Source organism: Amycolatopsis balhimycina FH 1894 (assembly GCF_000384295.1).
Taxonomy (GTDB): Bacteria; Actinomycetota; Actinomycetes; order Mycobacteriales; family Pseudonocardiaceae; genus Amycolatopsis; species Amycolatopsis balhimycina.
On sequence record NZ_KB913037.1, the window covers coordinates 7999841 to 8025017 of the forward strand.

At 71.4% G+C, this 25177-nt stretch carries 29 protein-coding genes; 13 read left to right on the forward strand and 16 right to left on the reverse strand.

The annotated features are described in order from the left end of the window. Window positions 1-94: 94 nt before the first annotated feature. Both A3CE_RS0136920 and A3CE_RS0136925 read right to left on the reverse strand, forming a co-directional pair. Entirely contained in the window at window positions 95-757 is a 663-nt protein-coding gene (locus A3CE_RS0136920) for a TVP38/TMEM64 family protein (RefSeq protein WP_020645132.1), read from the reverse strand. 180 nt (window positions 758-937) lie between these two features. Beyond that, window positions 938-2203 (reverse strand): IS110 family RNA-guided transposase, encoded by a 1266-nt coding sequence (locus A3CE_RS0136925; protein WP_043792889.1) that lies wholly within the window; start codon window positions 2201-2203, stop codon window positions 938-940. Window positions 2204-2529: 326 nt separating this feature from the next. Between A3CE_RS0136925 and A3CE_RS0136930 the strand changes: the two genes are divergently transcribed. The 6 genes from A3CE_RS0136930 (at window position 2530) to A3CE_RS0136955 (ending at window position 7004) form a co-directional block, all read left to right on the forward strand. Continuing rightward, window positions 2530-2844: a transposase gene (locus tag A3CE_RS0136930; RefSeq protein ID WP_169523903.1), complete on the forward strand. Its 315-nt coding sequence runs from the start codon at window positions 2530-2532 to the stop codon at window positions 2842-2844. Further along, window positions 2841-3734, forward strand: coding sequence for an IS3 family transposase (locus tag A3CE_RS0136935; protein WP_020638208.1), 894 nt, complete (start codon window positions 2841-2843; stop codon window positions 3732-3734). Before A3CE_RS0136930 ends, A3CE_RS0136935 begins: the two co-directional genes overlap by 4 nt. A 135-nt stretch (window positions 3735-3869) precedes the next feature. Next, window positions 3870-4886: a DNA polymerase domain-containing protein gene (locus tag A3CE_RS0136940; RefSeq protein ID WP_020645134.1), complete on the forward strand. Its 1017-nt coding sequence runs from the start codon at window positions 3870-3872 to the stop codon at window positions 4884-4886. 284 nt (window positions 4887-5170) lie between these two features. Then, on the forward strand, window positions 5171-5563 hold the full coding sequence (locus tag A3CE_RS0136945) for a DUF6221 family protein (RefSeq protein ID WP_020645135.1): 393 nt from the start codon (window positions 5171-5173) through the stop codon (window positions 5561-5563). A 36-nt stretch (window positions 5564-5599) separates the two neighbouring features. Further along, window positions 5600-6595 carry an LLM class flavin-dependent oxidoreductase gene (locus tag A3CE_RS0136950; RefSeq protein WP_020645136.1) on the forward strand — a complete coding sequence of 332 codons (996 nt, stop codon included), beginning with the start codon at window positions 5600-5602 and terminating at the stop codon, window positions 6593-6595. Window positions 6596-6770: 175 nt separating this feature from the next. Beyond that, a complete protein-coding gene (locus A3CE_RS0136955; protein WP_020645137.1) occupies window positions 6771-7004 on the forward strand; it encodes a S1 RNA-binding domain-containing protein in 234 nt (77 codons plus the stop codon). Window positions 7005-7039: 35 nt separating this feature from the next. Here A3CE_RS0136955 and A3CE_RS0136960 read toward each other — a convergent pair whose 3' ends face one another. Beyond that, window positions 7040-7696, reverse strand: a complete 657-nt coding sequence (locus A3CE_RS0136960) for a maleylpyruvate isomerase N-terminal domain-containing protein (RefSeq protein ID WP_020645138.1) — start codon at window positions 7694-7696, stop codon at window positions 7040-7042. A gap of 19 nt (window positions 7697-7715) precedes the next feature. Next, window positions 7716-9338: a PucR family transcriptional regulator gene (locus tag A3CE_RS0136965; RefSeq protein WP_020645139.1), complete on the reverse strand. Its 1623-nt coding sequence runs from the start codon at window positions 9336-9338 to the stop codon at window positions 7716-7718. 126 nt (window positions 9339-9464) lie between these two features. On the opposite strand from A3CE_RS0136965, the gene pruA reads away from it, so the two are divergent. Next, complete coding sequence (gene pruA / locus A3CE_RS0136970) at window positions 9465-11093, forward strand: L-glutamate gamma-semialdehyde dehydrogenase (protein WP_020645140.1); 1629 nt, start codon at window positions 9465-9467, stop codon at window positions 11091-11093. Window positions 11094-11104: 11 nt separating this feature from the next. Next, window positions 11105-12034 (forward strand): proline dehydrogenase family protein, encoded by a 930-nt coding sequence (locus A3CE_RS0136975; protein ID WP_020645141.1) that lies wholly within the window; start codon window positions 11105-11107, stop codon window positions 12032-12034. Window positions 12035-12098: 64 nt separating this feature from the next. Here the strand turns inward: A3CE_RS0136975 and trxA are convergent, their stop codons facing one another. Beyond that, a complete protein-coding gene (gene trxA, locus A3CE_RS0136980; protein ID WP_020645142.1) occupies window positions 12099-12470 on the reverse strand; it encodes a thioredoxin in 372 nt (123 codons plus the stop codon). Window positions 12471-12554: 84 nt separating this feature from the next. Here trxA and A3CE_RS0136985 point away from each other — a divergent pair, with 84 nt between their 5' ends. From A3CE_RS0136985 to A3CE_RS0136995, 3 genes are all read left to right on the forward strand, one after another. After that, a complete protein-coding gene (locus A3CE_RS0136985; RefSeq protein ID WP_020645143.1) occupies window positions 12555-12797 on the forward strand; it encodes a DUF2630 family protein in 243 nt (80 codons plus the stop codon). 144 nt (window positions 12798-12941) lie between these two features. Beyond that, window positions 12942-13352 carry a YciI family protein gene (locus tag A3CE_RS0136990; RefSeq protein ID WP_020645144.1) on the forward strand — a complete coding sequence of 137 codons (411 nt, stop codon included), beginning with the start codon at window positions 12942-12944 and terminating at the stop codon, window positions 13350-13352. Between the two features lie 32 nt (window positions 13353-13384). After that, window positions 13385-14527 carry an RNA polymerase sigma factor gene (locus A3CE_RS0136995; protein WP_020645145.1) on the forward strand — a complete coding sequence of 381 codons (1143 nt, stop codon included), beginning with the start codon at window positions 13385-13387 and terminating at the stop codon, window positions 14525-14527. Between the two features lie 143 nt (window positions 14528-14670). On the opposite strand, the gene A3CE_RS0137000 is transcribed toward A3CE_RS0136995, so the two are convergent. The 4 genes from A3CE_RS0137000 to A3CE_RS0137015 all read right to left on the reverse strand — a co-directional run bounded on the left by A3CE_RS0137000 (window position 14671) and on the right by A3CE_RS0137015 (window position 18718). Then, window positions 14671-16218 carry an alpha/beta hydrolase gene (locus tag A3CE_RS0137000; RefSeq protein ID WP_020645146.1) on the reverse strand — a complete coding sequence of 516 codons (1548 nt, stop codon included), beginning with the start codon at window positions 16216-16218 and terminating at the stop codon, window positions 14671-14673. Window positions 16219-16287: 69 nt separating this feature from the next. Then, window positions 16288-17367 (reverse strand): ATP-dependent DNA ligase, encoded by a 1080-nt coding sequence (locus A3CE_RS0137005; RefSeq protein WP_020645147.1) that lies wholly within the window; start codon window positions 17365-17367, stop codon window positions 16288-16290. Window positions 17368-17429: 62 nt separating this feature from the next. Continuing rightward, window positions 17430-17984 (reverse strand): RNA polymerase sigma factor, encoded by a 555-nt coding sequence (locus A3CE_RS0137010; protein WP_020645148.1) that lies wholly within the window; start codon window positions 17982-17984, stop codon window positions 17430-17432. Further along, window positions 17981-18718 (reverse strand): pyrimidine reductase family protein, encoded by a 738-nt coding sequence (locus A3CE_RS0137015; protein ID WP_026469219.1) that lies wholly within the window; start codon window positions 18716-18718, stop codon window positions 17981-17983. The genes A3CE_RS0137010 and A3CE_RS0137015 overlap by 4 nt, the downstream gene beginning before the upstream one ends. Window positions 18719-18807: 89 nt before the next feature. Between A3CE_RS0137015 and zapE the strand changes: the two genes are divergently transcribed. Further along, window positions 18808-19821: a cell division protein ZapE gene (gene zapE, locus A3CE_RS0137020; protein ID WP_020645150.1), complete on the forward strand. Its 1014-nt coding sequence runs from the start codon at window positions 18808-18810 to the stop codon at window positions 19819-19821. A 4-nt stretch (window positions 19822-19825) separates the two neighbouring features. Here zapE and A3CE_RS55565 read toward each other — a convergent pair whose 3' ends face one another. The 6 genes from A3CE_RS55565 to A3CE_RS0137050 form a co-directional block, all read right to left on the reverse strand. After that, window positions 19826-20155, reverse strand: coding sequence for a hypothetical protein (locus A3CE_RS55565; RefSeq protein WP_020645151.1), 330 nt, complete (start codon window positions 20153-20155; stop codon window positions 19826-19828). Next, window positions 20155-20304: a hypothetical protein gene (locus A3CE_RS56875; protein WP_020645152.1), complete on the reverse strand. Its 150-nt coding sequence runs from the start codon at window positions 20302-20304 to the stop codon at window positions 20155-20157. Before A3CE_RS56875 ends, A3CE_RS55565 begins: the two co-directional genes overlap by 1 nt. Before the next feature lie 120 nt (window positions 20305-20424). Further along, window positions 20425-21246, reverse strand: a complete 822-nt coding sequence (locus A3CE_RS0137035; protein WP_020645153.1) for a helix-turn-helix domain-containing protein — start codon at window positions 21244-21246, stop codon at window positions 20425-20427. A gap of 24 nt (window positions 21247-21270) precedes the next feature. Next, on the reverse strand, window positions 21271-21825 hold the full coding sequence (locus A3CE_RS0137040; RefSeq protein WP_020645154.1) for a DUF6879 family protein: 555 nt from the start codon (window positions 21823-21825) through the stop codon (window positions 21271-21273). Next, a complete protein-coding gene (locus A3CE_RS0137045) occupies window positions 21818-22024 on the reverse strand; it encodes a hypothetical protein (RefSeq protein WP_020645155.1) in 207 nt (68 codons plus the stop codon). The genes A3CE_RS0137040 and A3CE_RS0137045 overlap by 8 nt, the downstream gene beginning before the upstream one ends. A 220-nt stretch (window positions 22025-22244) precedes the next feature. Beyond that, window positions 22245-22841: a phosphatase PAP2 family protein gene (locus tag A3CE_RS0137050; protein ID WP_245589645.1), complete on the reverse strand. Its 597-nt coding sequence runs from the start codon at window positions 22839-22841 to the stop codon at window positions 22245-22247. Between the two features lie 84 nt (window positions 22842-22925). On the opposite strand from A3CE_RS0137050, the gene A3CE_RS0137055 reads away from it, so the two are divergent. Further along, window positions 22926-23810 carry an FAD-dependent oxidoreductase gene (locus A3CE_RS0137055; RefSeq protein ID WP_020645157.1) on the forward strand — a complete coding sequence of 295 codons (885 nt, stop codon included), beginning with the start codon at window positions 22926-22928 and terminating at the stop codon, window positions 23808-23810. Here A3CE_RS0137055 and A3CE_RS0137060 read toward each other — a convergent pair. Then, on the reverse strand, window positions 23797-25104 hold the full coding sequence (locus tag A3CE_RS0137060; protein WP_020645158.1) for a glycoside hydrolase 5 family protein: 1308 nt from the start codon (window positions 25102-25104) through the stop codon (window positions 23797-23799). The genes A3CE_RS0137055 and A3CE_RS0137060 overlap by 14 nt on opposite strands. Window positions 25105-25177 lie beyond the last annotated feature (73 nt).

The window sequence follows — 25177 nt, forward strand, 5'->3', positions numbered from 1 at the left end:
TCCTGACGAAATTCCCGGTGATGGTGGCCCTGCTCAGCGCGTTTCCGCTTCGCGCACCCGATCGAGTGTAGCGGTCGGCCGTGTGCTGTTCGCGTCAGCCAGCCGGTCGGGCGGGCTCCGGTTCGGCCGGCGCCCGCTTCTTGAACACCTTGACCAGCCCGATCGCCCCGGCCAGCGCGAACACGCCGTAGCAGGCGAGCAGCGCCGGCGGCGTGTCGCCGGTCAGGGCGTCGCCGAGGACGACCACGGCGACCGTGCCGGGCACGCTCCCGAGCAGCGTACCGGCCAGGTACGGGGTGAGCCGCACGGAGGATACCCCGCAGAGGTAGCTGAACGGTGCGAACGGCACCACCGGGATGACCCGGAGCGAGGTGATGGCGAGGACGCCGCCGTCCGAAAGGCGGTCGTTGACCGTTTTCACCGCGGACCGGTGCAGGTGCCGGGTCACCAGGTCGCGGCCGAGCAGCCGGGCCAGGCCGAAGGACAGGCCCGCCGCGATGGTGGTGGCGACCAGGCCGATCGCGATCCCGGCCGCGGTGCCCACGAGCAGGCCGGCGGCGAGGTTGAACACCGTCCGCGGGATCGGCGCGACGGTGAGCAGCGAATAGGCGACGAACAGCACGAGCGGGGTCGCGGGGCCGGTGGCGGCGGCCCAGGCCCGCAGGTCGGCCGGACCGGGGATCGGCAGCAGCACCGCGGCCGCCGCGAAGGCGGCGAGCACGGCGAGCGCGACGATCAGCTTGGTGCGGCCGGACACCCACTCGAGCCTACCGGCCGCGGGTGAGCGGCCCCCGGCACCTCCGGCAGCCCGTGGCCGGGTGTCCTGAATGACTCATTCAGGACCTCCGGTGTCCTGGCTCGTAAATCGAGGTGACCGTGGGCGCGCGGCAGCGCCCCCGGCGTAGCGCAGCGGAGCCGGGGCCCGGGGTGACACACGTTAGGCGGCGTGGGGTTGCAGGGTGACGTGTTGGCCGGTGAGGAGTTCGAGGTCGCGGATGAGGGTGCGGCGGCGCCGCACGGTGGTATGCCGGGACAGGTAGTGGTCCTCGCCGAGGTCCTGGTAACGGGCGTCGGGGTCCGCCAGCACATGCCAGACGATCTTGAGGACCGAGTTGCCGACCGCGACGATGGCGCGTTTCTTGCCCCGGCGGCGCGCCAGGCGCCGGTAGCGTTCACCGAGGAAGGTGTGGGTGCGCGACACCCCAGCCACGACCTCGCCGAGGGTCCCGGCCAGCCAGGGATTGCCTTTGCCGGTGGAACCGTTGCGGGTGACAGCGGCGGACTGGTGCACGATCGGGGCGAACTTGGCCCACGACACCAGATGCCCGGGGGTGGGGAACCGGGTCATGTCCACCCCGATCTCGGCGATCAGCTCCTGGGCGGAGCGGATCCCGATCCCGGTGATCTCATCCAGCCGCCGCGCTTCAGCGCGAAAGGGGGCCATCGCCTCCTCGATCGCAGCGTTGACCTTCTCGACATCGGCACCGACCTGGTCGATGCGGTCGATCATCGTGCGGGTCAGGAACGCATGATGATCGGTGAAGTGCCCGGTCAACGCCTCCTCCAGGACACCGATCTTGGTGCGCATCCGGGTCCGGGCCAGCTGCGCCAGCACCCGCGGGTTCCGGTTGCCCGCGATCATGGCCTCCAGCATCTCCCGGCCGGAGACACCGAGGATGTCGCTGATCACGCTGGAGAGTTTGATCTGGGCGTCTTCCAGCAGTTTCTCCAGCCTCTGCCGTTCCCGGGTGCGGTCACGGATCAAGGTGCGCCGATACCGGGTCAGGTCCCGTAGCGCCCGGATCGGGGCCGGGTGGACCAGGCTGGGCCGGCACATCCCGCGTTCGGTGACTTTGGCCAGCCAGACCGCGTCGAGGGTGTCGGTCTTCGGGCGGCCGGGCAGGTGCTTGACGTGTCTGGGGTTGAGCAGCCAGCACTCGAACCCTTCGGCTTCCAGCAGGTAGAACACCGGTTTCCAGTAGGAACTGGTGGCTTCCATCGCCACCCGGGTCACTCGCTCGGCCCGCAACCAGTCCGCCAGCTCCAGCAACGACCGGGAGAACGTGTCGTAGGAGCGGACCTCTTGCTGACGCCGGCCCGGCCGGTCTGAGGGCACCCGCACACACGCGACCAGGCCGGTCTTGCCCAGATCCAGGCCGGCCACCCGGTCGACGATCTGGTCGAGTTCATCCACCTCTTCCATGATCACCTCGCTTCGGTTCACACCACCGACAGGTGGTCGCCTGGGGAGTCAGGGGATGCAAGCCAAGCCGGGCTCGCGTGCTCGAAGCAACAATGCAGGACCCTCAACAACTCCCAGCGTCAGACTGAATGACGGCCTCGACCCAGCGCCAAGGACACACGACGTCACACAGGCGACCAGACACGATTTTCACCCCAGCACGGACGTCCCGCCAGGGACACCGACGACTGAATGACTCATTCAGGACTGGGCTTGACCCGGTTTGGCGGACACCTCTCATCAGGGACGCAAGCCCCTGAGAACGGATGTCCCTCATCATGGAACCCGTGGCCAAGAAGAAACCCCGCGCCCGTCAACGACCCCGGCGGGTGTTCACACCTGAGTTCAAAGCGCAGATCGTTGAGCTGGTGCAGCGCGGCGAGCGAACCGTCCCGGAGGTGGTCCGGGACTTCGAGCTGACCGACTCAGTGGTCCGCAAGTGGATCGTCCAGGCCGAACGCGACGCCGGGACCCGCACCGACGGGCTGACCAGCGACGACAAGACCGAACTCGCCGCCCTCCGGAAAGAGAACACACGGCTGCGGGAAGACGTGGAAATCCTCAAACGAGCGACAGCTTTCTTCGCGAAGGAGACCCGGTGAACGTTTACCCGTTCATCGAGGCGGAGAACGCCAGCGGCAAGGGCACTGTCAAGCGTGCCTGCGCGCTGCTCAAGGTCTCCCGTGCCGCCTATTACACCCACCGCGCAGGCCCGTCCGCCCGCGAACTGACCGACACCGCCCTGACCGACCACATCGCGCAAGTGCACGAGGAGTCCCGCGGCACCTACGGTTCACCGCGGGTGCACGCCGAACTGCAGGCCCAAGGCCACCGCCATGCCCGCAAACGCGTCGCCCGGCTGATGCGCCAAGCAGGCCTGGCCGGACGGACACCGAAACGATGGCGCACCACCACCATCGCCGACCCCGCCGCCCCGGCCCGCCCGGACCTGATCACCCGCGACTTCACCTGCCACCCCGAGAACATCAACACGCGGTGGTGCGGCGACATCACCTACATCCCCACCTGGGAAGGCTGGCTCTACCTGGCCACCGTGATCGACCTCGCCTCCCGCAAGGTCATCGGCTGGGCCACCGCCGACCACCTGCGCACCGACCTCATCGACCAGGCCCTGCGTGATGCGCTCACCCAGCGCCGCCCCGCTCCCGGGGTGATCTTCCACTCCGACCGCGGCTGCCAGTACACCTCCGCCCAGTTCGCCCGCACCGCCACCGACGCCGGCGTCCGGCTCTCGGTCGGTCGCACAGGCCAGTGCTGGGACAACGCGGTGGCCGAGTCGTTCTTCGCGACCATCAAAACCGAACTGCTCGACCGGCAACCTTGGCCGACCAGAACCCGCGCTCACCAGGCGATCTTCAGCTACATCGAAGGCTGGTACAACACCCGCCGCCGGCACTCCAGCCTCGGCTACCTCAGCCCCAGCGCCTACGAAACAACCACTCACCCGGCTACCGAACCTCAGGTAGCCTGATCTCACTCATCGACCCTGTCTGCCCAAACGGGGCAAGCCCAGGACCTCCGGTGACCTGAATGAGTCATTCAGGACCTCCGGTGAGCGGGCACTTTCGTGAGCGCCGAGGGGCGCGATCACCGCTAGCGTGGCCGCATGCCCAAGCACGGTGACCCGGTCGAGTACGAGGTGGGCGGCCGCACGGTCCGCGTCTCGAGCCCGGACAAGGTGTACTTCCCCCAGCGCGGCATCACGAAGCGGCAGGTCGTGGAGCACTACATCGCCGTCGGCGGCCCGCTGCTGCGCGCGATCGGCGAGCGGCCGACCACGCTGAAGCGATACGTCGACGGCGTCGAGGGGGAGTGGTTCTACGCCAAGCGCGTGCCGAAGGGCGCACCTTCGTGGGTCGAGACGGCCGAGATCACCTTCCCGTCGGGCCGCAAGGCCGACGAGGTGTGCCCGACCGAGCCCGCCGTGTTCGCCTGGGCGGCCAACCTGGGCACGTTCGACTTCCACCCGTGGCCGGTGCGCCGCGCGGACGCCGACCACCCGGACGAGCTGCGCGTCGACGTCGACCCGCCGGACCGCGCCGGGTTCGCCGACGCGGTCGAGGTCGCGCGGGTGGTCCGCGAGGTCCTGGCCGACGCCGGGCTGACCGGCTACCCGAAGACGTCGGGTGGGCGCGGGGTGCACGTGCTGGTGCGGATCCGGCCGGAGTGGGACTTCGTCGCGGTCCGGCACGCGGTGATCGCGCTCGGCCGCGAGGTCGAGCGCCGCATCCCGGCCAAGGCGACGATCTCGTGGTGGAAGGAGGAACGCGCCGGCCGGGTGTTCCTCGACTACAACCAGGCGGCCCGCGACCGGACGGTGGCCTCGGCCTGGTCGGTCCGCGGCACCCCGCGCGCGACGGTGTCGACGCCCCTGACGTGGGCCCTGCTGGACGAGGTGGACGCGGACGACTTCGACGTCCTGACGATCCCGGCCTTCCTCGCCGAGCACGGCGATCTTCACGCCCGGATGGACGAAGAGCCGTTCGGCCTGGAGACGGCGTTGGAGTGGTACGAGCGCGACGCGCGGGACCACGGTCTGGGCGACCTGCCGTACCCGCCGGACTACCCGAAGATGCCGGGGGAGCCGAAGCGGGTTCAGCCCAGCAAGGCCCGCCCGGAGTGACCCGTCCCGGCCGGCGGCAGCCGGCCGTGGTCGAGCTGTCGCCACGGCCACACCGGTGGCGGTCGTCACCGAATCCCGCCGAAGACCGGGAAATGGCTTGGGCCAAAGGAACCAATCCGAACGCGGAGTGATCGCGCAAGCGCCCGCTGTCGCCTTTCGGGTCACAAATGTTGCACGGCCGCGTTCGTTGTCACGATCATGGTCGGCGACGGCGTAACGTGCCGTTCCGAATCGGCGACTCTCCGGGGCATGCCCGGGGGCGGGTTCGAGGAGGGAGGTCCTGCGTGGACGACCTGATCGCATTCCTCGCCGCGCGTGTGGGTGCGCGGCAGGCGTTGATCATGCAGGCCGTCAACAAGGCGAAGGCCGGCGACACGATGAACCGCGGCGAGACGAAAGTCGCCGTGGAGCAGAAGATCCGCGGGCTGACCGACCTCGACCTCGAAGCGGTCAACCAGATGATCAACGAGATCGAGGCCACCCGGCGGATCCTGCTCGCCCACCGCACGACGGTGTCGGAGAAGGTCCCGGGTTTTCCGCTCTACGGCAGCGAATACTGGTGTGAGACCTGCCACGTGCCCGCCGACGAGGCCGGCTCCAACTGGTGCCTCACGCTGCGCCTGCTGGCCCTGCCCTACACCGACCATCCGGACTACAGCGAGCGCTGGCGCCCGTAACGGGAATCCCGCCGCCGGCCGCGCGTTTCACTCTTCGTGACGCTGTTTTCCGTGCTCGACCGTTCGCCCGTGCGGCGGGACGGCGGGCCCGCGCGGGCCCTGCGCGACACGGTCGCCTTCGCCCGTGACATCGAACGGCTGGGCTACCACCGGTTCTGGGTGTCCGAGCACCACGGCGTGCCCGGTGTCGCCGGGTCCGCGCCGACCGTGCTGGCCGCCGCGGTCGCCGGGGCGACCGGCCGCATCCGCGTCGGCACCGGCGGGGTGATGCTGCCGAACCACCGGCCCCTCGTCGTCGCCGAGCAGTTCGGCGTCCTGGAAGCGCTTCACCCCGGCCGGATCGACATGGGGCTGGGCCGGTCGGTCGGCTTCACCGCCGGGGTCCGGGAGGCGCTGGGGCACGGCAAGGACGCCGCCGGCGACTTCGGCGCGCAGATCCGGGAACTGCTCGGGTTCTTCACCGGAGAACACGCTTTCCCCGGCGTCCACGCCTACCCAGCCGAGGGGCTGCGCGTGCCGCCGTTCCTGCTGGCCACCGGGTCCGGCGCGGACCTCGCCGCGGAACTCGGCCTGCCGCTGGTGATCGCGCCGGTACGGGGTGAACGGGCCTTGGCCGAGGCCGTGACGCGCTACCGCGAAGGGTTCCGGCCGTCCGGGTGGGCGCGGGAGCCGTACGTCGTGGTGTCGACGGCGATCGCCGTGGCGGACTCGGCGGCCGACGCGCGGAAGCTGCTCGTGTCGGAGGCCTGGGCGACGGTGTATTCGCGCTCCCACGGCGTCTTCCCGCCGCTGGCGCCGCCCGCCGAGATCCTGGCCCTGCCGATGACCGGTCGCGAGCGCGCGCGGCTCGAGGAAACCCTGGACGGCCAGATCTCGGGCACCCCGGCCGAAGTGGCGGACCGGGTGGGCGCGCTCGTCGAAGCCGCGGGTGCCGACGAAGTCCTCGCGACGACGGCGGCCTACGACCAATCCGCGCGTTTCGATTCCTTCGCGGCCCTCGCCGAACTGGCCGGTCTTCGCGCTCCGGCGTGAGTAGCGCGTTTCCGAACGTCGGCGGTACGCTTTTCCGGTGACTGCCGGGTCGGCCTCGAGCCGTGAGCAGACGGGGTACCCGGCTGAGCCGTGACCTCCGGGCGGCCGCGTGGGCCGCCGCCTCCTCGCACGTGTCCGAAGTGATCGGAACGTGCGCGGGAAGGAGGTGAATCGCATGTCCGAGAACAGTTCCTGGCCGCAGTTCGTCGCGGCCCACGCCGAGGGCGGGGTGCTCGACGGCGTCGTGGCCCGGGTACTGCCGTTCGGCGCTTTCGTCGAAGTGGCCCCGGGGATCCACGGCCTGCTGGTGACCGGCGCCGCCGAGGTGCCGGAAGCCGGGACGCGGCTGCCGGTCCGCATCGAGCGGATCGATGTCGAGCGTCGCCGGTTCAGCCTGGTGAAGGCGTGAGCCGGGGGTCGAGGCAGGGCGCCCTGCCTCGACCCTCAGCCGAGCACGAAGGGCAGCCGGGCGGCGAGGGCGCCGAGTCCGGCGGCTTCGGCCTCGGTGGGGGAGCGCCGCCCGGTCCCGACCAGCAGGACGTCTTCGTCGGAGAACGACGACGGGAACGCGGCTCCCGCGATCTTCTCCAGCATCTGCCGGGTGCGTGTCAGTCCCTCGGCGGGCGGCGGAGCGGCAGACGGCAGGTGCGCCACCAGGTCCAGGTGGTGCAGCGTCCACTCCAGCACGTACGCCGAAAGGTAGTCACCCGCCGTGAGAACCATGTCCTGCGTGCTCACCCGCATTCCCGGGTCGGCCAGGTCGGCCGCCCGGCCGGCCGCGGCACCGACGTCGTCGAGGTGGAACTTCAGCAGGGCCGGGTCCTCGTACGCCGAGGCCAGGCGGACGATCAGCGCGTCCAGCGGGTCGTCGCCCGACGGCAGTTCGCCGCTGACCGCCCAGTACGTGATCGCATCGTGCGTGAGCGCGGCCGAGGACGGCGTGACCAGCGTGATCAGGACGTCCTGGGCGTCGATGACGAGGTGGCAGGCCAGGTCGCGGACCAGCCAGCCCCGGCAGCCCGACGGCTTCGCGAAGTCCTGGTCGGGAAGCGAGGCGACCGCGGCGCGCAACGCCGCCCACGTGCGCGAGAAGAGATCCACGGGCGCGACGCTAGCAGGATCAGAGCCTCAGCTGCAGCTGAGTTAACAGGCGCTGCGCGGGGTCGGCGAAGTCCACATCGGACACTTCGGCGGCGCGCCGGACGCGGTAGCGCACCGTGTTCGGGTGGATGTTCAGCGCCCGCGCCGCCGCCCGGACGTCGCCGAAGGCGTCCAGCCAGGCCAGGACCGCCGGCACCAGGATCCCGCCGTGCTCGGCGTCGTGCTCCACGAGCGACGTGAGCCGCGGGTCGCGGATGCGCGGCTGCCCGCCCAGGAACGCCAGCACCTCCGACAGCAGCACCTCGGCGCGCACGTCGGCCAGCGAGGCGACGTCGGCGGGCCAGTGCCCGCGCGCCATCGCCGCCAGGACGCGGTCGGCGTCGCCGCGGGACGCGGCCACCTCCGACAGCCGGGGCACGACGCCGCCGAGGGCCGCCCGCACCGGGACGTCCAGGTGACGGCGGGCCGTGCCGGCGATTTCGCGAGCCAGCGCCAGCACCGCCGCGTCGGAGTGCTCGGGCAGGTCCGGCAGCAGCGCGTAGACGCGGCCACCGATCACGCTCACCAGTGCGCTGCGCCGGTAGGCCGCGGTGTGGACGGCGATCAGGTGGACCAGCTCGGCGCGCCGCAGCTGCCGGTTGTCCGAGCGCACCACCGGCTTTTGGGGGGTCCAGGGGGGCTTGTCCCCCGGCTGGGGTCTGGGGCTCGGCCCCAGATGGCTCAGCGAAAACGCCAGCACCTGCGCCGGGCGCGCCGGGTCCGCGCCGATGTCGTCCGCGACGGACTCCGCGTCGAGCCGTCCTTCCAGCAGGCTCGCCAGGAGGTCCTCCCGCAGCCGCAGCTCGGGACTCGGCAGCGTCCGGGCGCGGATCAGCTGCGGTGCCAGGGCGCGGCTCGCGCCGAGCAGCGCCGTCTCGGCCCGTTCGGTGAGCGGCTGGGCGCCCTCCTGGACCCAGATCGTGCCGAGCGGCTGCTTGCCCGCGTGGATGCCCGCCGCGATGCGGCGGCGGATGCCCAGTTCGGGCCGCTCGTCGATCCGGACGATCCCCTCGCCGGCGCGAAGCCGCTGGTAGACGCCCCATTCACGGAGCATCGCGAGGTAGCGTTCCGGGCCTTCGCGGCCGAGGATCGACAGCCGCCGCAGCTCGTCGACCTCGTCGCCCGCCCGCGAATACGCGAGCACGCGGTTGGCCGTGTCCTCGATGCTGACCAGGCCGCCGGTGAGTGTCGCGATCGTCTGGGCCAGGGCGAACAGGTCGCCGAGCACCTCGCCGCCGGCCGCCTCGCCGCCCGCGCGGGCCGCCTCGACGACACCGCGCGCCAGGGATTCCACCTGCTCCCAGCGTGCTTCGGCGCCGACCGTGAGCAGGGCGACGCCCGCGTCGGCGGCGACGTCGGAGCCCGTCGCGCCCTTGACCGCCACCGCGGCCGCGCCGCCGCGCCCGGCCGCGCGGATGGCGGGTGCCGCCGCCCGGCCACGCGCGCCGATCACCAGCACCAAGTCGCCGGGGGACGCCTCCAAGGGGTCCTCGGGATCGAGGATCACGACGTCGGTGACTTCGACGCCGAGGCCGTACGGCGCCACGACGACCTCGACGAGCGGCTCGCCGAGCGTTGCCAGCACGTGCCGCAGCGACGTCATCGTAGGGTTGTCCGATCAGCCAAGATCATACGGGCGATTTTAGCCGTTCGGACAAGCCGCCGGAGTGTGTCCGGAGTTACCGTTCGGGGCATCAAGAGGTAGTGAGCGCGTAGCAGAGGAGCCGCCGTGGACGCCGTGACCCAGACCCCCGCCCCGACGAACGAGCCGGTGCTCACCTACGCGCCGGGCAGCGCGGAGCGCGCCGAACTCGAGGGTGCGCTCAAGCGGCTGGGCCAGGCGGAACCGGTCGACCTGACCGTCACCATCGGTGGCGAGCAGCGCCCCGGTGGCGGCGAGCAGATCGACGTCGTCCAGCCGCACAACCACGCGCACGTCCTGGGCACCATCCACAGCGCCACCCGGCAGGACGCCACCGACGCGATCGCGGCCGCCGCGAAGGCCGCGCCGGAGTGGCGCGCGCTGTCCTACGACGACCGTGCCGCGATCCTGCTGCGCGCCGCCGACCTGCTCACCGGCAAGTGGCGCGCCACGCTGAACGCCGCCACCATGCTCGGCCAGTCCAAGACCGCGACCCAGGCCGAGATCGACTCCGCTTGCGAGCTCGCCGACTTCTGGCGCTTCAACGTCGAGTTCGGCCGCCGCATTCTCGCCGAGCAGCCGATCAGCTCGCCCGGCGTGTGGAACCGGATGGAGCACCGGCCGCTGGAAGGCTTCGTCTACGCGATCACGCCGTTCAACTTCACCGCGATCGCCGGCAACCTGCCGACCGCGCCCGCGCTGATGGGCAACACCGTGCTGTGGAAGCCGTCGCCGACGCAGTCGTTCGCCGCGCACCTGACCATGCGGCTGCTCGAAGAAGCGGGCCTGCCGCCGGGCGTGATCAACCTGCTGCCGGGCGACGGCAAGGCCGTCTCGGAGGTCGCCCTGACCCACCGCGACCTGGCCGGCATCCACTTCACCGGCTCGACCGCGACGTTCCAGCACCTGTGGGGCACGGTCGGCGCGAACATCGCGGGCTACCGCGGCTACCCGCGCCTGGTCGGCGAGACCGGCGGCAAGGACTTCGTGCTCGCCCACCCGTCCGCCGACGTCGATGTCCTGCGCACCGCCCTGGTCCGCGGCGCCTTCGAGTACCAGGGCCAGAAGTGCTCCGCCGCTTCGCGCGCCTACGTCCCGCGCAGCCTGTGGGCGAAGCTGAAGGACGGTCTCGTGTCCGAGACCGAGGCGCTGTCCTACGGCGACGTCACCGACCTGTCGCACTTCGGCGGCGCGGTGATCGACCGGCGCGCCTTCACCAAGCACTCCGACCTGTTCGACAGCGTGCGCGACGACGCTTCGGTCGAGGTCCTCACCGGGGGCACGGCCGACGACAGCGTCGGCTACTTCGTGAAGCCGACGATCCTCGTGTCGGACAACCCGAAGCACGAAATCTTCTCGACCGAGTACTTCGGCCCGATCCTGTCGGTGCACGTCTACGAAGACGGCGACTTCGACGCCGTCCTGAAGCTCGTCGACGAGACGGCCGCGTACGCGCTGACCGGCGCGATCATCGCCAACGACCGCACGGCCGTGGCGAAGGCGTCCGAGGCGCTGCGGTTCGCCGCGGGCAACTTCTACGTCAACGACAAGCCGACCGGTGCCGTCGTCGGCCAGCAGCCGTTCGGCGGCGCGCGGGCCTCGGGCACCAACGACAAGGCGGGGTCGATCTTCAACCTGCAGCGCTGGACCAGCCCGCGCTCGGTCAAGGAGACCTTCGTGCCGCCGACGACTGTGCGTTATCCGCACCAGGGCTGAGGAGGACCGTCATGCTGCGTGCCCCGTTGCTCGCCGCCGCCCGCTCTCGGCGGATCCGCGGGCTCGTCGAAGCCGTGCCCGCCACGCGATCCGTGGTGCGCCGGTTCGTCGCCGGGTCCGAGAGCGCCGACGCCGTCCGCGTTGCCAGGGAACTGGCCGCGGACGGGCGGCGGATCACGCTCGACCACCTCGGCGAGGACACCACCGACGCCGGCCAGGCGGCGGCGACCGTCCGGGCTTACGAGGCGGTGCTGACCGCGCTGGCCGCGGAAGGGCTGGCCACCGGGGCCGACGTGTCGGTGAAGCTGTCGGCGGTCGGGCAGTTCCTGCCGTCGAACGGCGAGGACGTCGCCTTGGAGAACGCGCGGAAGATCTGCGCGGCGGCCGAGGCGGTCGGCGCCACCGTGACGCTCGACATGGAGGACCACACCACCACGGACTTGACGCTCGGCATCCTGCGTGAGCTGCGCGGCGAGTACCCCTGGGTGGGTGCGGTGCTGCAGGCCTACCTGCGGCGTACCGAGCAGGACTGCGTTTCGCTGTCGGGTCCGGGCTCGCGGGTGCGGCTATGCAAGGGTGCCTACGCCGAGCCGGAGTCGGTGGCGTTCGCGGAGAAGTCCGAAGTGGACAAGTCCTACGTTCGCTGCCTGCGCGTCCTGATGGCCGGCCAGGGCTACCCGATGGTCGCGTCGCACGACCCGCGGATGATCGGGATCGCCGCCGCGCTCGCCGAGGAGAACGGGCGCACGGACGACGACCACGAGTTCCAGATGCTCTACGGCATCCGGCCGGAGGAGCAGCGGCGGATCGCGGCGTCGGGCGCCCGCATGCGCGTCTACGTGCCCTACGGCGACGAGTGGTACGGCTACTTCATGCGCCGGCTGGCCGAGCGCCCGGCGAACCTGGCGTTCTTCCTGCGCGGGCTGGCGACACGCTCCTGAAAAGCCGTGAATGGCACATTGAGGGACTCTACGTCCCTCAATGTGCCATTCACGGCAGCAGTCGTCAGGCCTGTTCGGCCTCGGCCTCGGCCGCCTTGCGCTTGACCTCGGCCATGTCGACCTCGCGAGCCTGCTTGATCAGCTCTTCGAGGGCGGGCTCGGGCAGCGCGCCGGGCTGGGCGTAGATCAGCGTCTTGTCCCGGATGATGGCCAGCGTCGGGATGGAGCGGACGTCGAAGGCGGCGGCCAGCTGCTGCTGCGCTTCGGTGTCGACGCTCGCGAAGACCAGGTCTTCGTGCTTCTCGGACGCCTTTTCGTAGACCGGCGCGAACTGGCGGCACGGTCCGCACCAGCTCGCCCAGAAGTCGATCAGGACGAACTCGTTGTCGTTTACCGTCTGGTCGAAGTTCTCGGCAGTCAGCTCAACGGTGCTCATGGCCTGGTCAACGACGTGGGCGCGGCGGGAATTCCCGGGGCGGGGGTAGCGTCTGCGGCGACCACCCGTGCAGAGGAGGAACAGATGGCCGACGGCGAGATCCTGGGCCGGATCGACGAGCTGATCGCGGAGGAGCACGAGCTCCGGTCGCGCTCGGTCGGCGTGGGGCTGAGCGGCGGCGACCGCGACCGGCTCACCGCGGTCGAGCAGCAGCTCGACCAGTGCTGGGACCTGCTCCGGCAGCGGCGCGCGAAAACGGAGTTCCACGAGAACCCGGACGAGGCCGCGGCCCGCCCGGTCTCCGAGGTGGAGTCCTACCGCCAGTGAGCCCGGCTTCGCGGCCGCCCGCCGGCGGGCGGCCGCGAAAAATCTCCGCGGCGATGTCGAGAACGATGTCGAGAACCCGGAACCGGCTCCGTCCCCGGTATGCGAGCGGCCAGAATGGTCGCCAGACACCGAGGGAGAACCACCATGGCCAAGTACCTGCTGCTCAAGCACTACCGCGGCGCGCCGGCCCCGGCGAACTGTGACGCGCCCATGGACCAGTGGACGCCGGAGGAGATCTCCGCCCACGTCCAGTACATGCAGGACTTCGCGGCCAAGCTGGAGACGACCGGCGAGTTCGTCGACGCCCAGGCCCTGGCGCCCGAGGGGACGTTCGTCCGCTACGACGGCGAGGGCCGCCCGCCGGTCACCGACGGCCCGTTCGCCGAGACCAAGGACCTCATCGCCGGCTGGATGGTGATCGACGTCGACACCTACGAGCGGGCGGTCGAACTGGCCGGCGAGCTGTCGGCGGCGCCGGGGCCGGGCGGGGAGCCGATCCACGAGTGGCTCGAGCTGCGTCCGTTCCTGGCCATGCCGTCGACCGTCACGGAATGACGGCGTTGCCCGCCGGAGGGATCGGCTGAGCCGTGGACGAAACCCTGCTCCGGAGCCTCACTCCGGGTGTCCTGGCGATCCTCGTCCGCCGCGGAGCCGACTTCGCGGCGGCCGAGGACGCCGTCCAGGACGCGCTGGTCGAGGCGTTGCGCGCGTGGCAAGCCGACCCGCCGCGCGACCCCAAGGGCTGGCTGGTCACGGTGGCCTGGCGCAAGTTCCTGGACGCGGCCCGGGCGGAGACCGCGCGCCGTCGGCGTGAAGACGTCGTCGAGGCCGAAGTGCCGTCCGGGCCCGCGGCCACGGTGGACGACACGCTCCAGCTCTACTTCCTGTGCGCTCACCCGTCGCTGACGCCGTCGTCGGCGGTCGCGCTCACGCTGCGCGCCGTCGGCGGGCTGACCACCCGCCAGATCGCCCAGGCGTACCTGGTGCCCGAGGCCACCATGGCGCAGCGGATCAGCCGGGCCAAGCGGACCGTGTCGGGGGTGCGGTTCGACCAGCCCGGCGACGTCGCGACCGTGCTGCGCGTCCTCTACCTGGTCTTCAACGAGGGGTACTCCGGGGACGTCGACCTCGCGGCCGAGGCGATCCGGCTCACCCGGCAGCTCGCGGCGGCGATCGACCACCCCGAGGTGGCCGGGCTGCTGGCCCTGATGCTGCTGCACCACGCGCGGCGCGCCACACGGACCGAGCCCGGCGGCCGGCTCGTCCCGCTGGCCGGCCAGGACCGCTCCCGGTGGGACACCACGCTGATCGCCGAGGGCGTCGAGATCTTGCAGGCGGCGCTGGCCCGCGACCGGCTGGGCGAGTTCCAGGCCCAGGCAGCCATCGCGGCCCTGCACGCCGACGCGCCCGACGCCGCGGAGACCGACTGGGTGCAGATCGTCGAGTGGTACGACGAGCTCGCGCGGCTCACCGGCAGCCCGGTGGTGCGGCTCAACCGCGCGGTGGCGGTCGGCGAGGCCGACGGCCCGCGGGCCGGCCTGGCGGCACTCGCCGAACTGGACGACACCCTGCCCCGCTACGCGGCGGTGGCGGCGTACCTCCACGAGCGCGACGGCGACCTGGCGACAGCGGCGAAGCTGTACGCCGAAGCGGCGAAGAAGGCGTCCAGCCTCGCCGAGGTCGACCACCTGACCCGCCAAGCCGCCCGCCTCAACACCCGCCGCCCCTGACGGCCGTGATTGAAGGGCCGACACGCGTGATTCAGGAGTCGACACGCGTGATTGGAGGGTCGACACGGCACTGACTCCGTGTCGACCCTCCAATCACGAGAGATGACCCTTCAATCACGCGTGCTGACCCTTCGATCACGGGGTCAGGCGGGGCAGAGGGTGCCGTCGGCTGGGATCTTGCCGTCCAGCAGGAAGGCGCGGGCCGCTTCGGTGACGCAGGGGGAGATGCCGAGCGCGCCGTGGCCCGCGCCCTGCCAGGTGATCGTGACCGCCGAGGGCATCTGGTCGGCGGCGCGGGTGCTGCCCACCTGGGGCGTGACCGGGTCGGCCGCGGTCGCCGTGACCAGGATCGGCGGGGTGCCCGGCGCGCCCGACGGCGGCAGCGGTTCGGTGCGCACCGGCCACGGGCCGCACCAGGCCAGCTGCTGGGCGATGACCGTGCCGAACTGCGGGTACTTGGCGCGCATCCCGGCCGCGACCTGGTCGAGCTGGTCGGCCGAGAGCCGCGTCTGGCTGTCGTTGCAGCGGGTCGCGATGGCCGCGTCGAGCCGCGACGGCTGGGCGCGCGTGTCGTGCAGCACCGGCGCGGCGAACGCGGCGAGCGGGCTGACGTTGCCCGTGCCGGCCGCGGCGATCGCGTCGGCCAGCTCCGGCCACCGCGACCGCTGCGAGAGTCCCGAGTAGACGGCGAACATCGCGATCCCCGGGCCGAAGCGGACGCCGTCTCCTGTCGTGGTCAGCGTGTGCCGGAGCTGGGCGGGGAGGGCGGCCAGTGCGGCTTTCGGGTCGCCGAGCGTGCAGTGGCGGGCCGCGCAGTCCGCGGCGAAAGCGTCCCAGGTGGACTGGGCGCCGGCGGCGACGGCGTCGAGGACCGCGGCCGTGTCCGCGCCCGGGTCGGGGACGCCGTCGAACACCATGCGCCCGACCTGGGCGGGGAAGCGCACCGCGTACTCCGACAGGACCTTGGAGCCGTCGCCGTGGCCGATCGCGTCGAGCCGGTCCATGCCCAGCTGCTTGCGCAGCTCGTCGAGGTCGCCGGCGCCGCGCCAGCTGTCCAGCGCGGTCTGGGCGTCGTCGAGTTCGATGGCGCATTGCTGGCCGGCCTTGCGGGCGGCGTCCAGGACGTCCTGCAGGCCGCCTTCCGCCGGGTCGGCGTCGATGAGGCGGGGCCGGGTGTCGGCGGGGACGCACTGGGCGGCGCCGGAGAGCCCGGTGCCGCGCCGGTCCAGGCCGATCAGCGAGAACTTCTCCAGGAACGCCGGCGGCAGCGTGGCGGCCAGCCGCGCGGCGTACACCGTGCCCGGGTCGCCGTCGACGTCGTTCACCACGACCAGCGGCACCGGGCCGCTGCCGACCTTCAGCGCCAGCAGCCGCATCACCGAGCGCCGCGGCTCGCCGGGGGCATCGAGCGGCGTGGTGACGCGGGCGCACGTGAAGTGCAGGCTGTCCGGGACGCCGGGGGTGCCGATCCGCTGGCGGGTGTCGTCGTCGCAGTCGGCCCACTTCAGCGTCGGCGACTGCGGTTCGGCCAGCGGCGGCAAGGGCACCCCTGGCGCCGCGGAAGGCGTGCTGCCGGTCGTCTTCCCGTCGTTCTCGACCAGCGCCGGGCGGACCGACGGCCCCGCGGCGCAGCCCGCGGCGGAGGCCAGGGCGAGCAGCGCGGCCAGGAGACGGGTACGGCGGCGGCGCACGGGCGGGGTCCTCACGTCGGTCAAGGGCAGGGTACGGCCGAGCTTCGCACGGCCGGTGTGGGACGAGGGTTAGCGGGTCCGGACCACCTGGCCGCGGAAAACGGCGTCGAGGTCGTAGCGGGCGGGCTCGTCCAGCTGGCTGTAGTCGCACGACGCGGGCTCGCGGTCCGGCCGCCACCGCACGAACCGCGCGTTGTGCCGGAACCGCGACGGCATGCCGCCTTCGGTGTTCTCGTAGGCGACCTCGACGACGCGCTCGGGGCGCAGCGGCACCCACTCGTGCTCGGTGGCGCGCCAGCGGGTGATGCCACCCGGGATCCGCTGGGCCTCGCCGGTGGCCCGGCCGCCCCACGGGTGGTCCTCGCCGTCGGTGATCAGCGGCGCGAGCTCTTCGGCCAGCTCGCGGCGGCGCTCCTTGGGGAACGACCCGACGGTGCCGACGTGGTGCAGCACGCCGTTCTCGTCGTGCAGGCCGAGCAGGAAGGACCCGACGAGGTCGCCCGGGCCGCCGTCGACGTGCCAGCGCAGCCCGGCGAGCACGCAGTCGGCGGTGCGGAGGTGCTTGTACTTGACCATCACGCGTTTGCCGGGCGTGTAGGGCTCGTCCAGCGGCTTGCCGATGACGCCGTCGAGACCGGCCCCTTCGAACAGCTCGAACCAGTGCCGCGCGGTGTCCGGGTCGGTGGTGGCCGGGGTGAGCGGGAACCGGTCGCCGGCCAGTTCGACGAGCCGTTCGCGGCGCACGGACGTCGGTTCGTCGAGCAGGGACTCGTCGCCGAGGGCGAGGACGTCGAAGGCGACGAACTCGGCGGGCTGTTCGGTGGAGAGCAGCGTGATCCGGCTTTCGGCGGGGTGGATCCGCTCGGTGAGCGCGTCGAAGTCCAGCCGCCCGCCGCGGGCGACGACGAGTTCGCCGTCCAGCACGACTCGCGGCGGCAGGACCTCCAGCAGCCGGGCGACGGCTTCGGGGAAGTACCGGTTGAGCGGTTTTTCGGCGCGCGACTGCAGGTACAGCTCGTCGCCGTCGCGGAAGACGATGCAGCGGAAGCCGTCCCACTTCGGTTCGAACAGCAGGCCGCCGGAGTCCGGGATGGCCTTCGCGGGCTTGGCGAGCATCGGCTTCAGCGGTGGCTGCAGCGGTAGGGGCATGCCCGCATTCTGCGGAACATCGCCGCCCGGCGCACGTGTATCGCCGGGTTCGCGGCGAGCCGTCACGTACGCGACCTGGCCAGCTCGGCGACCAGCGCCACCCTGGCCCGGTGCAGCCGGGACCGCAAGGCGCCGACGTTCACGTCGAGCAGGACGGCGACCTCTTCGTAGCTCAGGCCTTCCAGCTCGCGCAGCACGAGCGGCACGCGCTGGGACACCTCGAGTTTGCCGATCGCCCGCAGCACCGCGTCGACCTCTTCGGCCCGCACCACGCGGCCCTCGGGCCCCGGCACGGCGAGCGACAGCCTGTCCGAAACGGACTCGGGATCCGGTGAGTCCAGCGAGATCGTCGGCCGCCGCCGGCGCAGCAGGGCCAGCGCGCTGTTGGTGACGACGCGGTGGAGCCAGGTCGACACGGCGGCCTCCTGCCGGAAGCCGGCGAGGGCACGCCACGCCGCGAGCCACGAGTCCTGCACGACGTCCTCGGCCTCGGCCGCGCAGCCGGTGATCCGCAGCGCGACCCGGTACATCCGGGGCGTGTGCCGCCGGACCAGCGCGCCGAACGCCGTGTCGTCGCCGCCCGCGGCCCGTTCGAGCAGGTCGGCGTCGTCGCTCACCCGGCGCCCCGGCGGTAGCGCAGGAGCGTGAAGCCGTCCTCGACGAGGATCGACGCCAGGGCGAGCCGGCGCGGCACAGCGCCGAACCCGGCGGCGATCCGGCCTGCCTGCCCGGCCACCAGCAGCGGCGCGACGGTGAGGCACAGCTGGTCGACGAGGTCGGCGGCGATGAGCTGCGCGAAGAGCCCGGGGCCGCCTTCGCAGTCGATGCGGCGCAGGCCGCGGGCGGCGAGCAGGTCCAGCGTGCGGGGCAGGTCGACGTCGTCGTGGCCCGCCCGCAGGATCTCCGCCCCGGCGGCTTCGAGGGTGCGCGTGTCCGCGATGTCCGTGGTCACCACGATCGGGGGCACGGCGGTTTCGGTGAACAGCCGGGAGCCGGGGTCCAGATCCGCGGTGCGCGTCACGACGGCGATCGGCGGGACTCCTGCGAACCCGAGACGGCGTCGGCGCTCCAGCCGCTTCGCGCCCGCGACGACCCCGCGGTAGTTCTCGGCGCGGGCGGTCCCGGCGCCGACCAAGACGACGTCGGCGAGGTCGCGGCCGAGGAGGAAGACCGCCCGGTCGGCGGCGTGCGACAGCGCCGCCGACGTCGCGGCGACCTCGACGGCGCCGTCGGCGGACGCGACGAAGTTCACCTGCACCCAGGGCCGGTCCAGGTGCGCCGGATAGGCGTAGATCTCCTCGAGGTCCGCACCCGTCAGTTCGCCCGTCGCCAGGGGCCACACACTCCGCACGTGATCATCCCAGCACGAGCGTGAATCACGTCTCTACCGGGGGATATGCCCGCTCAGCGGCACCTGGGGCGCGGATAGGCTCTGCGACCATGCCCGCGCACCTGACCGACCGCCGTCCCGAGCTGTCCGCCGACGAGCTGATCGGTGCGCTGGTGCCGCCGCCGCGCTTCGACGCCGTGCGGTTCGAGACGTACCTCCCGAACCCGGACGAGCCGAGCCAGGCCGCCGCGGTCGGGGCCGGCTCGGCGTTCGCGGCGAAGGTCGGTGCGCGCCGGGAGAAGAAGCGCTTCAAGCTCTTCGGCGGTTCGCCCGAGCCGTCCGGGCCGATGGGGCTCTACCTCGACGGCGGGTTCGGCGTCGGCAAGACCCACCTGCTCGCCTCGGCGTGGCACGCGGCGCCGTCGCCCAAGGCGTACGGCACGTTCGTCGAGCTGACCCACCTGGTCGGCGCGCTGGGCTTCGCCGAAGCCGTGCGGCGGCTGTCGGACCACCGGATCCTGGCCATCGACGAGTTCGAGCTGGACGACCCGGGCGACACCACGCTGGTCACGCGGCTGCTGCAGGAGCTGATGGACGCCGGGGTGTACATCGCGGCGACGTCGAACACCCTGCCGGAGAAGCTGGGCGAGGGCCGGTTCGCCGCCGAGGACTTCCTGCGCGAGATCCAGTCGCTGTCGGCCCGGTTCGGCGTCGTCCGCGTCGACGGGCCGGACTACCGCCACCGCGGCCTGCCGGACGCGCCGCCGCCGGTTTCCCCCGCGGAGCTGGAGTCGTCCGCCTCCGCGCACGACGGGTCCACAGTGGACGACTTCGACGCGTTGTGCGCGCACCTCGGCCAGTTGCACCCGTCGCGCTACGGCCGGCTCCTGGACGGCGTCACCCGGGTGCACCTGCGTGGCATCCACCCGGCCCCGGACCAGAACGTGGCCCTGCGGCTGGTCGCCTTCGCCGACCGGCTCTACGACCGGGCCATCCCGGTGGTGGTCTCGGGCGAGCCGCTGCCGTCGCTGTTCACCGAGGAGATGGTCGAGGGCGGCTACCGCAAGAAGTACCTGCGCGCGGTCAGCCGCTTGACGGCACTGGCTCGCGACGCGGCCGCATGAGCGTTCACCGGTATTTCTCCAGATGATCGGTCGCCCAGCGCTGGGCGAATTCGCTGAGCCTGCCGGGTGACCAGCGGCCGGTGATGGTGACTCCGGTGCGCAAGCCCATGTGTCTGCCGATGGACCCGTGTCCGATGTCGACCCGCGTTGTTCTTTCGGGCCAGCGGAACACGTATTCGGCGAACATGTAATAAAGGACGTGTACTCCGCTTTCGTCGGTCAGCAGTGGGCCGTCGCTTCGGTAGGGCGCACGGTAGATCGTGACCTGCTGTCCGTTGGTGTAGGTGAACGTCTCCGCGTGGATGCCTGGTGGGAGAGGGGAAAGCCCGGCCATCACTCGACGATCGTGACCGTGCCGGAGTTGTTGCATTTCCCGCAGCCGTTTCCGCCGCATTCTCCGCAGACGAGCGTGATGTCGTTCCAGCCGGAAATCGGGATGGTGCCGCGGTGGTCGATGGTGGACGCTGGTTGTAGGGTGAGCATCGCAGAGGCCTCCATTGCCATGGGTCGGTTTTCTGCTTCGGCCCCGTCCTCGGCAATTATTTCAGTGTGAGACTGAAATAATCAAGACGGCGCTGACGGCCGGTTCGATGCTTACTTCGATCAGGTGAGACTGCGGTAGTCCGCGGCAATCCGCTCGATGACGGCCGCAGCTTGATCGCCGAAGGAAGCTGTCGCCTCAAGGCGTTCGAACCAAGACACGTACTCGGCGACATCCCGGCTGTCGGTCATGATCGCGGTGGCGTTGATGGTGCCGACGATCGCGGCTCGGGAATCGTAGAGGTGAAAGGCGTGCGCGCCGGGCATGCCGGTCTCGGTCGTCCACGGGATGACGCCGAGACGGACGTTGTCCCGGTGGAGAAGCGTGGTCAGCCGAGCGAGCTGGCCGGCCATGACGCCGGCGCCGCCGACATTCCACCGTAGTGTGCCCTCGGTCATGATCAGCCGGAACTCGCGGCTGGAGTCGAGGACCGCTTGCCGGTCCAAGCGCGCCTGCACCGTGCTCTCCAGATCGTCTCCGGTCAAGAAGCCGCTGAGGATGGCCCGGATGTACGGTTCGGACTGAACGAGCCCGATGACGGTGTCCGGCGAAAAGCTTCTGAGCAGCGTAGACACGGCCTCGATCCGGCCGATGCGCTGCTGCATCTGCCATCCGCCGCGTTGAAGCGTCACGCGCGCGGAGTAGGTCGCCTCGCGGAGGTCCTCGATCAGCTCGACCAGCTGCCGCCGAACCTCATCCGGTGCCTTGTAGACCCGGCAGAGCTTGTCGACCTGCTGTGGGGTGGGCATGAACGTTCCGGTCTCGACCCGGCTGATCTTGGCCGGGGAAAGACCCGCACGCCTGGCCGCTTCCGCTCCCGACAGGTTCGCCTGCTTCCGCAGCAGGCGAAGCTGTTCCGAGAGTGGGTTCGTAGGCGGCTTCATCGTGCCCTTTCGCCGGGCGGAGGATCACATAGCGTGGGTACTCCGCCAGTACTCGCGGTGCCGGTTCCAGTAGTCGACGAACGGTACCGCTGCAGCCCAGGCCGCGTCCCGCGCAGCCCGGTACTGCTGGATCTCCGGAGGCTCGGCGATCGTGCTGCCGAGAAACCTGCCGTCGGGGTCGTAGTGCATTTTCGCCACATGGGTGTCGTTGATGAGCCAGAAGTCCTCATCGATGACGGCGGCGGGCTTGGTCTGCTCGGCAGTGTCGATCACGCGGATTTCTTCGCCCGCCTCGGCGTTGTAGGCGTAACCCCACTCGCATTCGTACCGCAGATAATCCGTCAACGGGCTGCGCCAGACGTGCACGCGATGCTGGTAAAGCCCCCGATCGCGTTCGGCCCGCAGTGTGTCGAGCCACGGTTGCTTGCGGGACATGGTGGGACCGGGAAGGCCGGTGACGTAGCGTCGGTAGTCTTCGCCGTCGGAGTCGACTAGATACTGCGGCAACGTCTCCAATCGGAACAATGTCCGGGTGTAGTGCTCGTCGATGTAGTTCCCGAGCTGCTGGATATCAAGCATCAGTGCGGGCCTCCAGTGCCGGCAAGACGTTTCCGGCGAGTTCCACGACACTCTCGTCGGCGGGGACCCGAATGGCGGCCAGGGCTTCGGTGTCGGTGACCCGCACGCCGCGGATCAGTGCGGTGCCGCGGCCGGTGGGACGGAGATCGTGATGGCTGTGGGCGCCGATCTCCGGGATCAGCGTCAGCGGGATTTCCACTGTTGCCTGACCGGGGCCGCACTCGAGGTCGTTGCTGGCTCGCCCCTGGACAACGTGCGTTCCTCGATCAGTTGCGAAGAGATGTGGGCAGGAAAGCCGGTCTGGGCAGGGATCCCCTCGCAACAGAAAGACCTTCATGTGTCTGACGCCTCTCGGTAGGGCTCCGACCGGATGGGAGGAGGCCGGGGTTCTTTCAGTGTGAAGGTGAAAGAATGACGCGTCAACTCCCCGGTGTGGTGAAGCTGTGTTCACCCTGCGCGGGATCAGCCGGCTCGCGACGCGGTGACGGCCACGTGAGCAGGACGACGGCGGCCGCGAAGAGCGTTCCGCCCGCGACGTCGGTCAGGTAGTGGTAGCCCATCCCGACCAGCCCGGCCGTGGCAGCGAGCAGAGCCACCGCCGACAGCACCGCCACGAGCACCCGGCGCGTGACCAGGACGAGCACCGTCAGGACCGCCACCAGGCTCACCGTGTGGCCGCTGGGGTAGACCAGCGTGCCGTTCTTCCACCGGTCGTAGAGCGGTTTGAGCAGCCAGCTCGTCAGCAGGATCGCCAGGACCGGCACGACCAGCGCGAGGACGGCCTCCTTCCGCCGTCCGGCGCGCAGGCACAGGGCGACGGCCAGCAGGCCCAGCGCCAGCACCACGTACGGCTCGGTCGGGAACACCAGCGCCCGCAGCACGCCGGGGCTCAGGTGCGCCACCGCCGCCGCGGCGGCGGTGTCGACCGCGCCGGGCGTCGTCCCGCCGGCGAACGGCAGGCCCAGCAGCAGCGCGAGCAGGCCGCAGATCACGGCCGGCACCCGGATCGTCCTCACCCCCGCGAGGGTAATCGCGCCCCCGGGGCGCGGTGGGCACCGCGGGTGCGCCACGATGCGGGGGAAGCGACTTGGGAGGAGCCGATGCGGGTCACAGTCGTCGGGGCCGGGATCGTCGGGCTGAGCAGCGCGTACCGGCTGGCCGAAGCGGGGCACGACGTCACGGTCGTGGCGGCCGCCCCGCCGGAGGAGTCGACGTCGGCGATCGCCGGCGGGGTGGTGTACCCGCCCATTCGCCGGCCGGACGAACGGATCGTGCGGTGGACCGCGGCCAGTCTCACCGTGCTGCGCGGGCAGGACGCGCCCGGCGTGCGGTTCCGCCGCGGCCGGGTTCTGCTCGCCGCGGGGGACCCGGATCCGCAGTGGCTCACGGCGGTGGACGACGCGACCCGCGACGGCGACCGCGTCGAGTTCACGACGGCCGTGGTCGACACGCCGGTGTACCTGGCCTGGCTCCTCGAGCGGGTCGGCGCGCTCGGCGTGCGGGCCGAGTACCGGCCCGTGACGTCGCTGTCCGCGTTCGACGCCGACGTCGTGGTCAACGCGGCGGGCCTCGGCGCGGGTCTCCTGGCGGGCGACGACGCGATGGTCCCGGTCGGCGGCCAGGTCGTGCACCTCGCCGACCCGGGCCTGACGGAGTTCGCGGTCGACCAAGCGGGCCCCGGCGTGACGTACGTCATCCCGCACGGCACCCACGTCGTGTGCGGCGGCACGGAGGAGCCGGGCCGCGGCGACACCGACCCGAACCCGGCGGTGACGGCGGACATCCTGCGCCGCTGCCGCGAGCTGGAGCCGCGGCTGGCCCGGGCGGCCGTGCTGCGGTCGCTCGTGGGCCTGCGCCCGCACCGGCGCGAGGTGCGGCTGGAGCGGGTGGGCGACGTGGTGCACTGCTACGGCCACGGCGGCGCGGGGATCACCCTGGCCTGGGGCTGCGCGGCGGACGTCGCCGCCTTGGTCACAGCTGGATGAGTTCGGTGATGCCTCGCTGCTTGAGGTAGTTCGTGTCCGAAGCGCGGCTCCACAGCACGAACGCCGCCCGCTTCCCCTCGGCCGCCAGCTTGAAGAACCGGTCGTTGCCCCACGTCGGGAAGAGGTCCGGCACCACGATCGCCGTCGTACGCGGCTCGGGTTCCGGCGGGGTCCGGTCGAACTCCGCCACCAGGGCCTTCAGCGCCTGACCGGCGGGCTTCAGCTTGCGGTCGTTCGTGTACAGCCCCAGGTCGTACTCCAGCGGGTTGAGGTTCGGGACCAGCGCGGGATTCACGTCGTGGGAGCACCACCAGGTGAAGCCGAGCGTGTGGGCGCAGGAAGCGGCGTTGCGGATCGAGCGGGTCAGCCATTCGCCGTACTGCGGGCGGGTCGCGTCGCTGAAGTGGATCGTCGGCGCCGCGCCGTCCTCCTGGATCCAGACCCGGCGCGCCGGGTCCGTCGCGTACGCCTGCGCCACCTGGATCAGCCGTTCCGCGTTGTGCGTGGCGAACGCGCCGAGCGGGTCCGTCTTCAGCGTGCCGGAGAACGACGTCCACGGGTGGATCGCCACCACGTTCCCCGCGTCCGCCAGCCCGTGGCGGGTGAAGTAGCTGCCGTCGTCCCACGGCGCGCGGTCGCAGCCGACCGTGTGCGCCTTGCCGGGAGCGACGCTTTCGGCTGTCTCGCACAGGGTGTGCGCCCACGCGTCGGCCTGCGCCTGGGTGACGAACAGCCCGGCGTAGTTGTCCCAGTAGTAGTACGGCTCGTTCGACAGGTCGAAGCCGAGGAACCGCGGATGGTTCCCGATCCGCGCCGCCAGGGCCGTCAGCAGCGTGCGCTGCGCGTCCAGGGCCGCCGGGTCGGTGAACCAGTTGACCGGCTTCGGCGTGGTCTGCAGCCAGTTCGGTGTCCAGTAGCGGGCCGAGATGTGGCCGTTGAACACGGTGACCTCGACGTCCAGCCCGGCCGCGCCGGCCAGGTCCAGGAAGCGGCTCAGCCGGTCGAGCTTTTCCCCGCTCACCAACGCGGGTTCCGGCTGGAAGGCCGGCCAGAGCAGCATGATCCGGATGTGGTCGAGCCCGAGCGCGGCGATGTCGTCGAGGTCGCGGCGCAGGTCGTCCTCGCGCCAGTCCTCCCACATGTGGAACCAGCGTGTCGACGGCGTGTAGTCGACGCCCAGCCGGAACGCCCGCCGCCGCACCGGACCCGCGGCCGCCGCCGGGGGAGCCGCTGACACCGCCAGTGCCGCGCCCGCGACCCCCGTGAGCACCGACCGCCGGTTGGGATCCGCCACGCTGCCTCCTTGCCGTCACCTGGTCGCGCACATTTAGCACGGCGGGAAGTCGATCTCCAGGGTTGACCGGCGA

What these genes read in the sequence shown, in the direction of transcription:
- A3CE_RS0136925 (WP_043792889.1), bottom strand. Translation starts at nt 2,203, where the DNA reads ATGGAAGAGGTGGATGAACTCGACCAGATCGTCGACCGGGTGGCCGGC.
- A3CE_RS0136940 (WP_020645134.1), top strand. Translation starts at nt 3,870, where the DNA reads ATGCCCAAGCACGGTGACCCGGTCGAGTACGAGGTGGGCGGCCGCACG.
- A3CE_RS0136955 (WP_020645137.1), top strand. Translation starts at nt 6,771, where the DNA reads ATGTCCGAGAACAGTTCCTGGCCGCAGTTCGTCGCGGCCCACGCCGAG.
- A3CE_RS0136965 (WP_020645139.1), bottom strand. Translation starts at nt 9,338, where the DNA reads ATGACGTCGCTGCGGCACGTGCTGGCAACGCTCGGCGAGCCGCTCGTC.
- A3CE_RS0136975 (WP_020645141.1), top strand. Translation starts at nt 11,105, where the DNA reads ATGCTGCGTGCCCCGTTGCTCGCCGCCGCCCGCTCTCGGCGGATCCGC.
- trxA (WP_020645142.1), bottom strand. Translation starts at nt 12,470, where the DNA reads ATGAGCACCGTTGAGCTGACTGCCGAGAACTTCGACCAGACGGTAAAC.
- A3CE_RS0136985 (WP_020645143.1), top strand. Translation starts at nt 12,555, where the DNA reads ATGGCCGACGGCGAGATCCTGGGCCGGATCGACGAGCTGATCGCGGAG.
- A3CE_RS0136990 (WP_020645144.1), top strand. Translation starts at nt 12,942, where the DNA reads ATGGCCAAGTACCTGCTGCTCAAGCACTACCGCGGCGCGCCGGCCCCG.
- A3CE_RS0137005 (WP_020645147.1), bottom strand. Translation starts at nt 17,367, where the DNA reads ATGCCCCTACCGCTGCAGCCACCGCTGAAGCCGATGCTCGCCAAGCCC.
- zapE (WP_020645150.1), top strand. Translation starts at nt 18,808, where the DNA reads ATGCCCGCGCACCTGACCGACCGCCGTCCCGAGCTGTCCGCCGACGAG.
- A3CE_RS55565 (WP_020645151.1), bottom strand. Translation starts at nt 20,155, where the DNA reads ATGGCCGGGCTTTCCCCTCTCCCACCAGGCATCCACGCGGAGACGTTC.
- A3CE_RS56875 (WP_020645152.1), bottom strand. Translation starts at nt 20,304, where the DNA reads ATGCTCACCCTACAACCAGCGTCCACCATCGACCACCGCGGCACCATC.
- A3CE_RS0137035 (WP_020645153.1), bottom strand. Translation starts at nt 21,246, where the DNA reads ATGAAGCCGCCTACGAACCCACTCTCGGAACAGCTTCGCCTGCTGCGG.
- A3CE_RS0137040 (WP_020645154.1), bottom strand. Translation starts at nt 21,825, where the DNA reads ATGCTTGATATCCAGCAGCTCGGGAACTACATCGACGAGCACTACACC.
- A3CE_RS0137055 (WP_020645157.1), top strand. Translation starts at nt 22,926, where the DNA reads ATGCGGGTCACAGTCGTCGGGGCCGGGATCGTCGGGCTGAGCAGCGCG.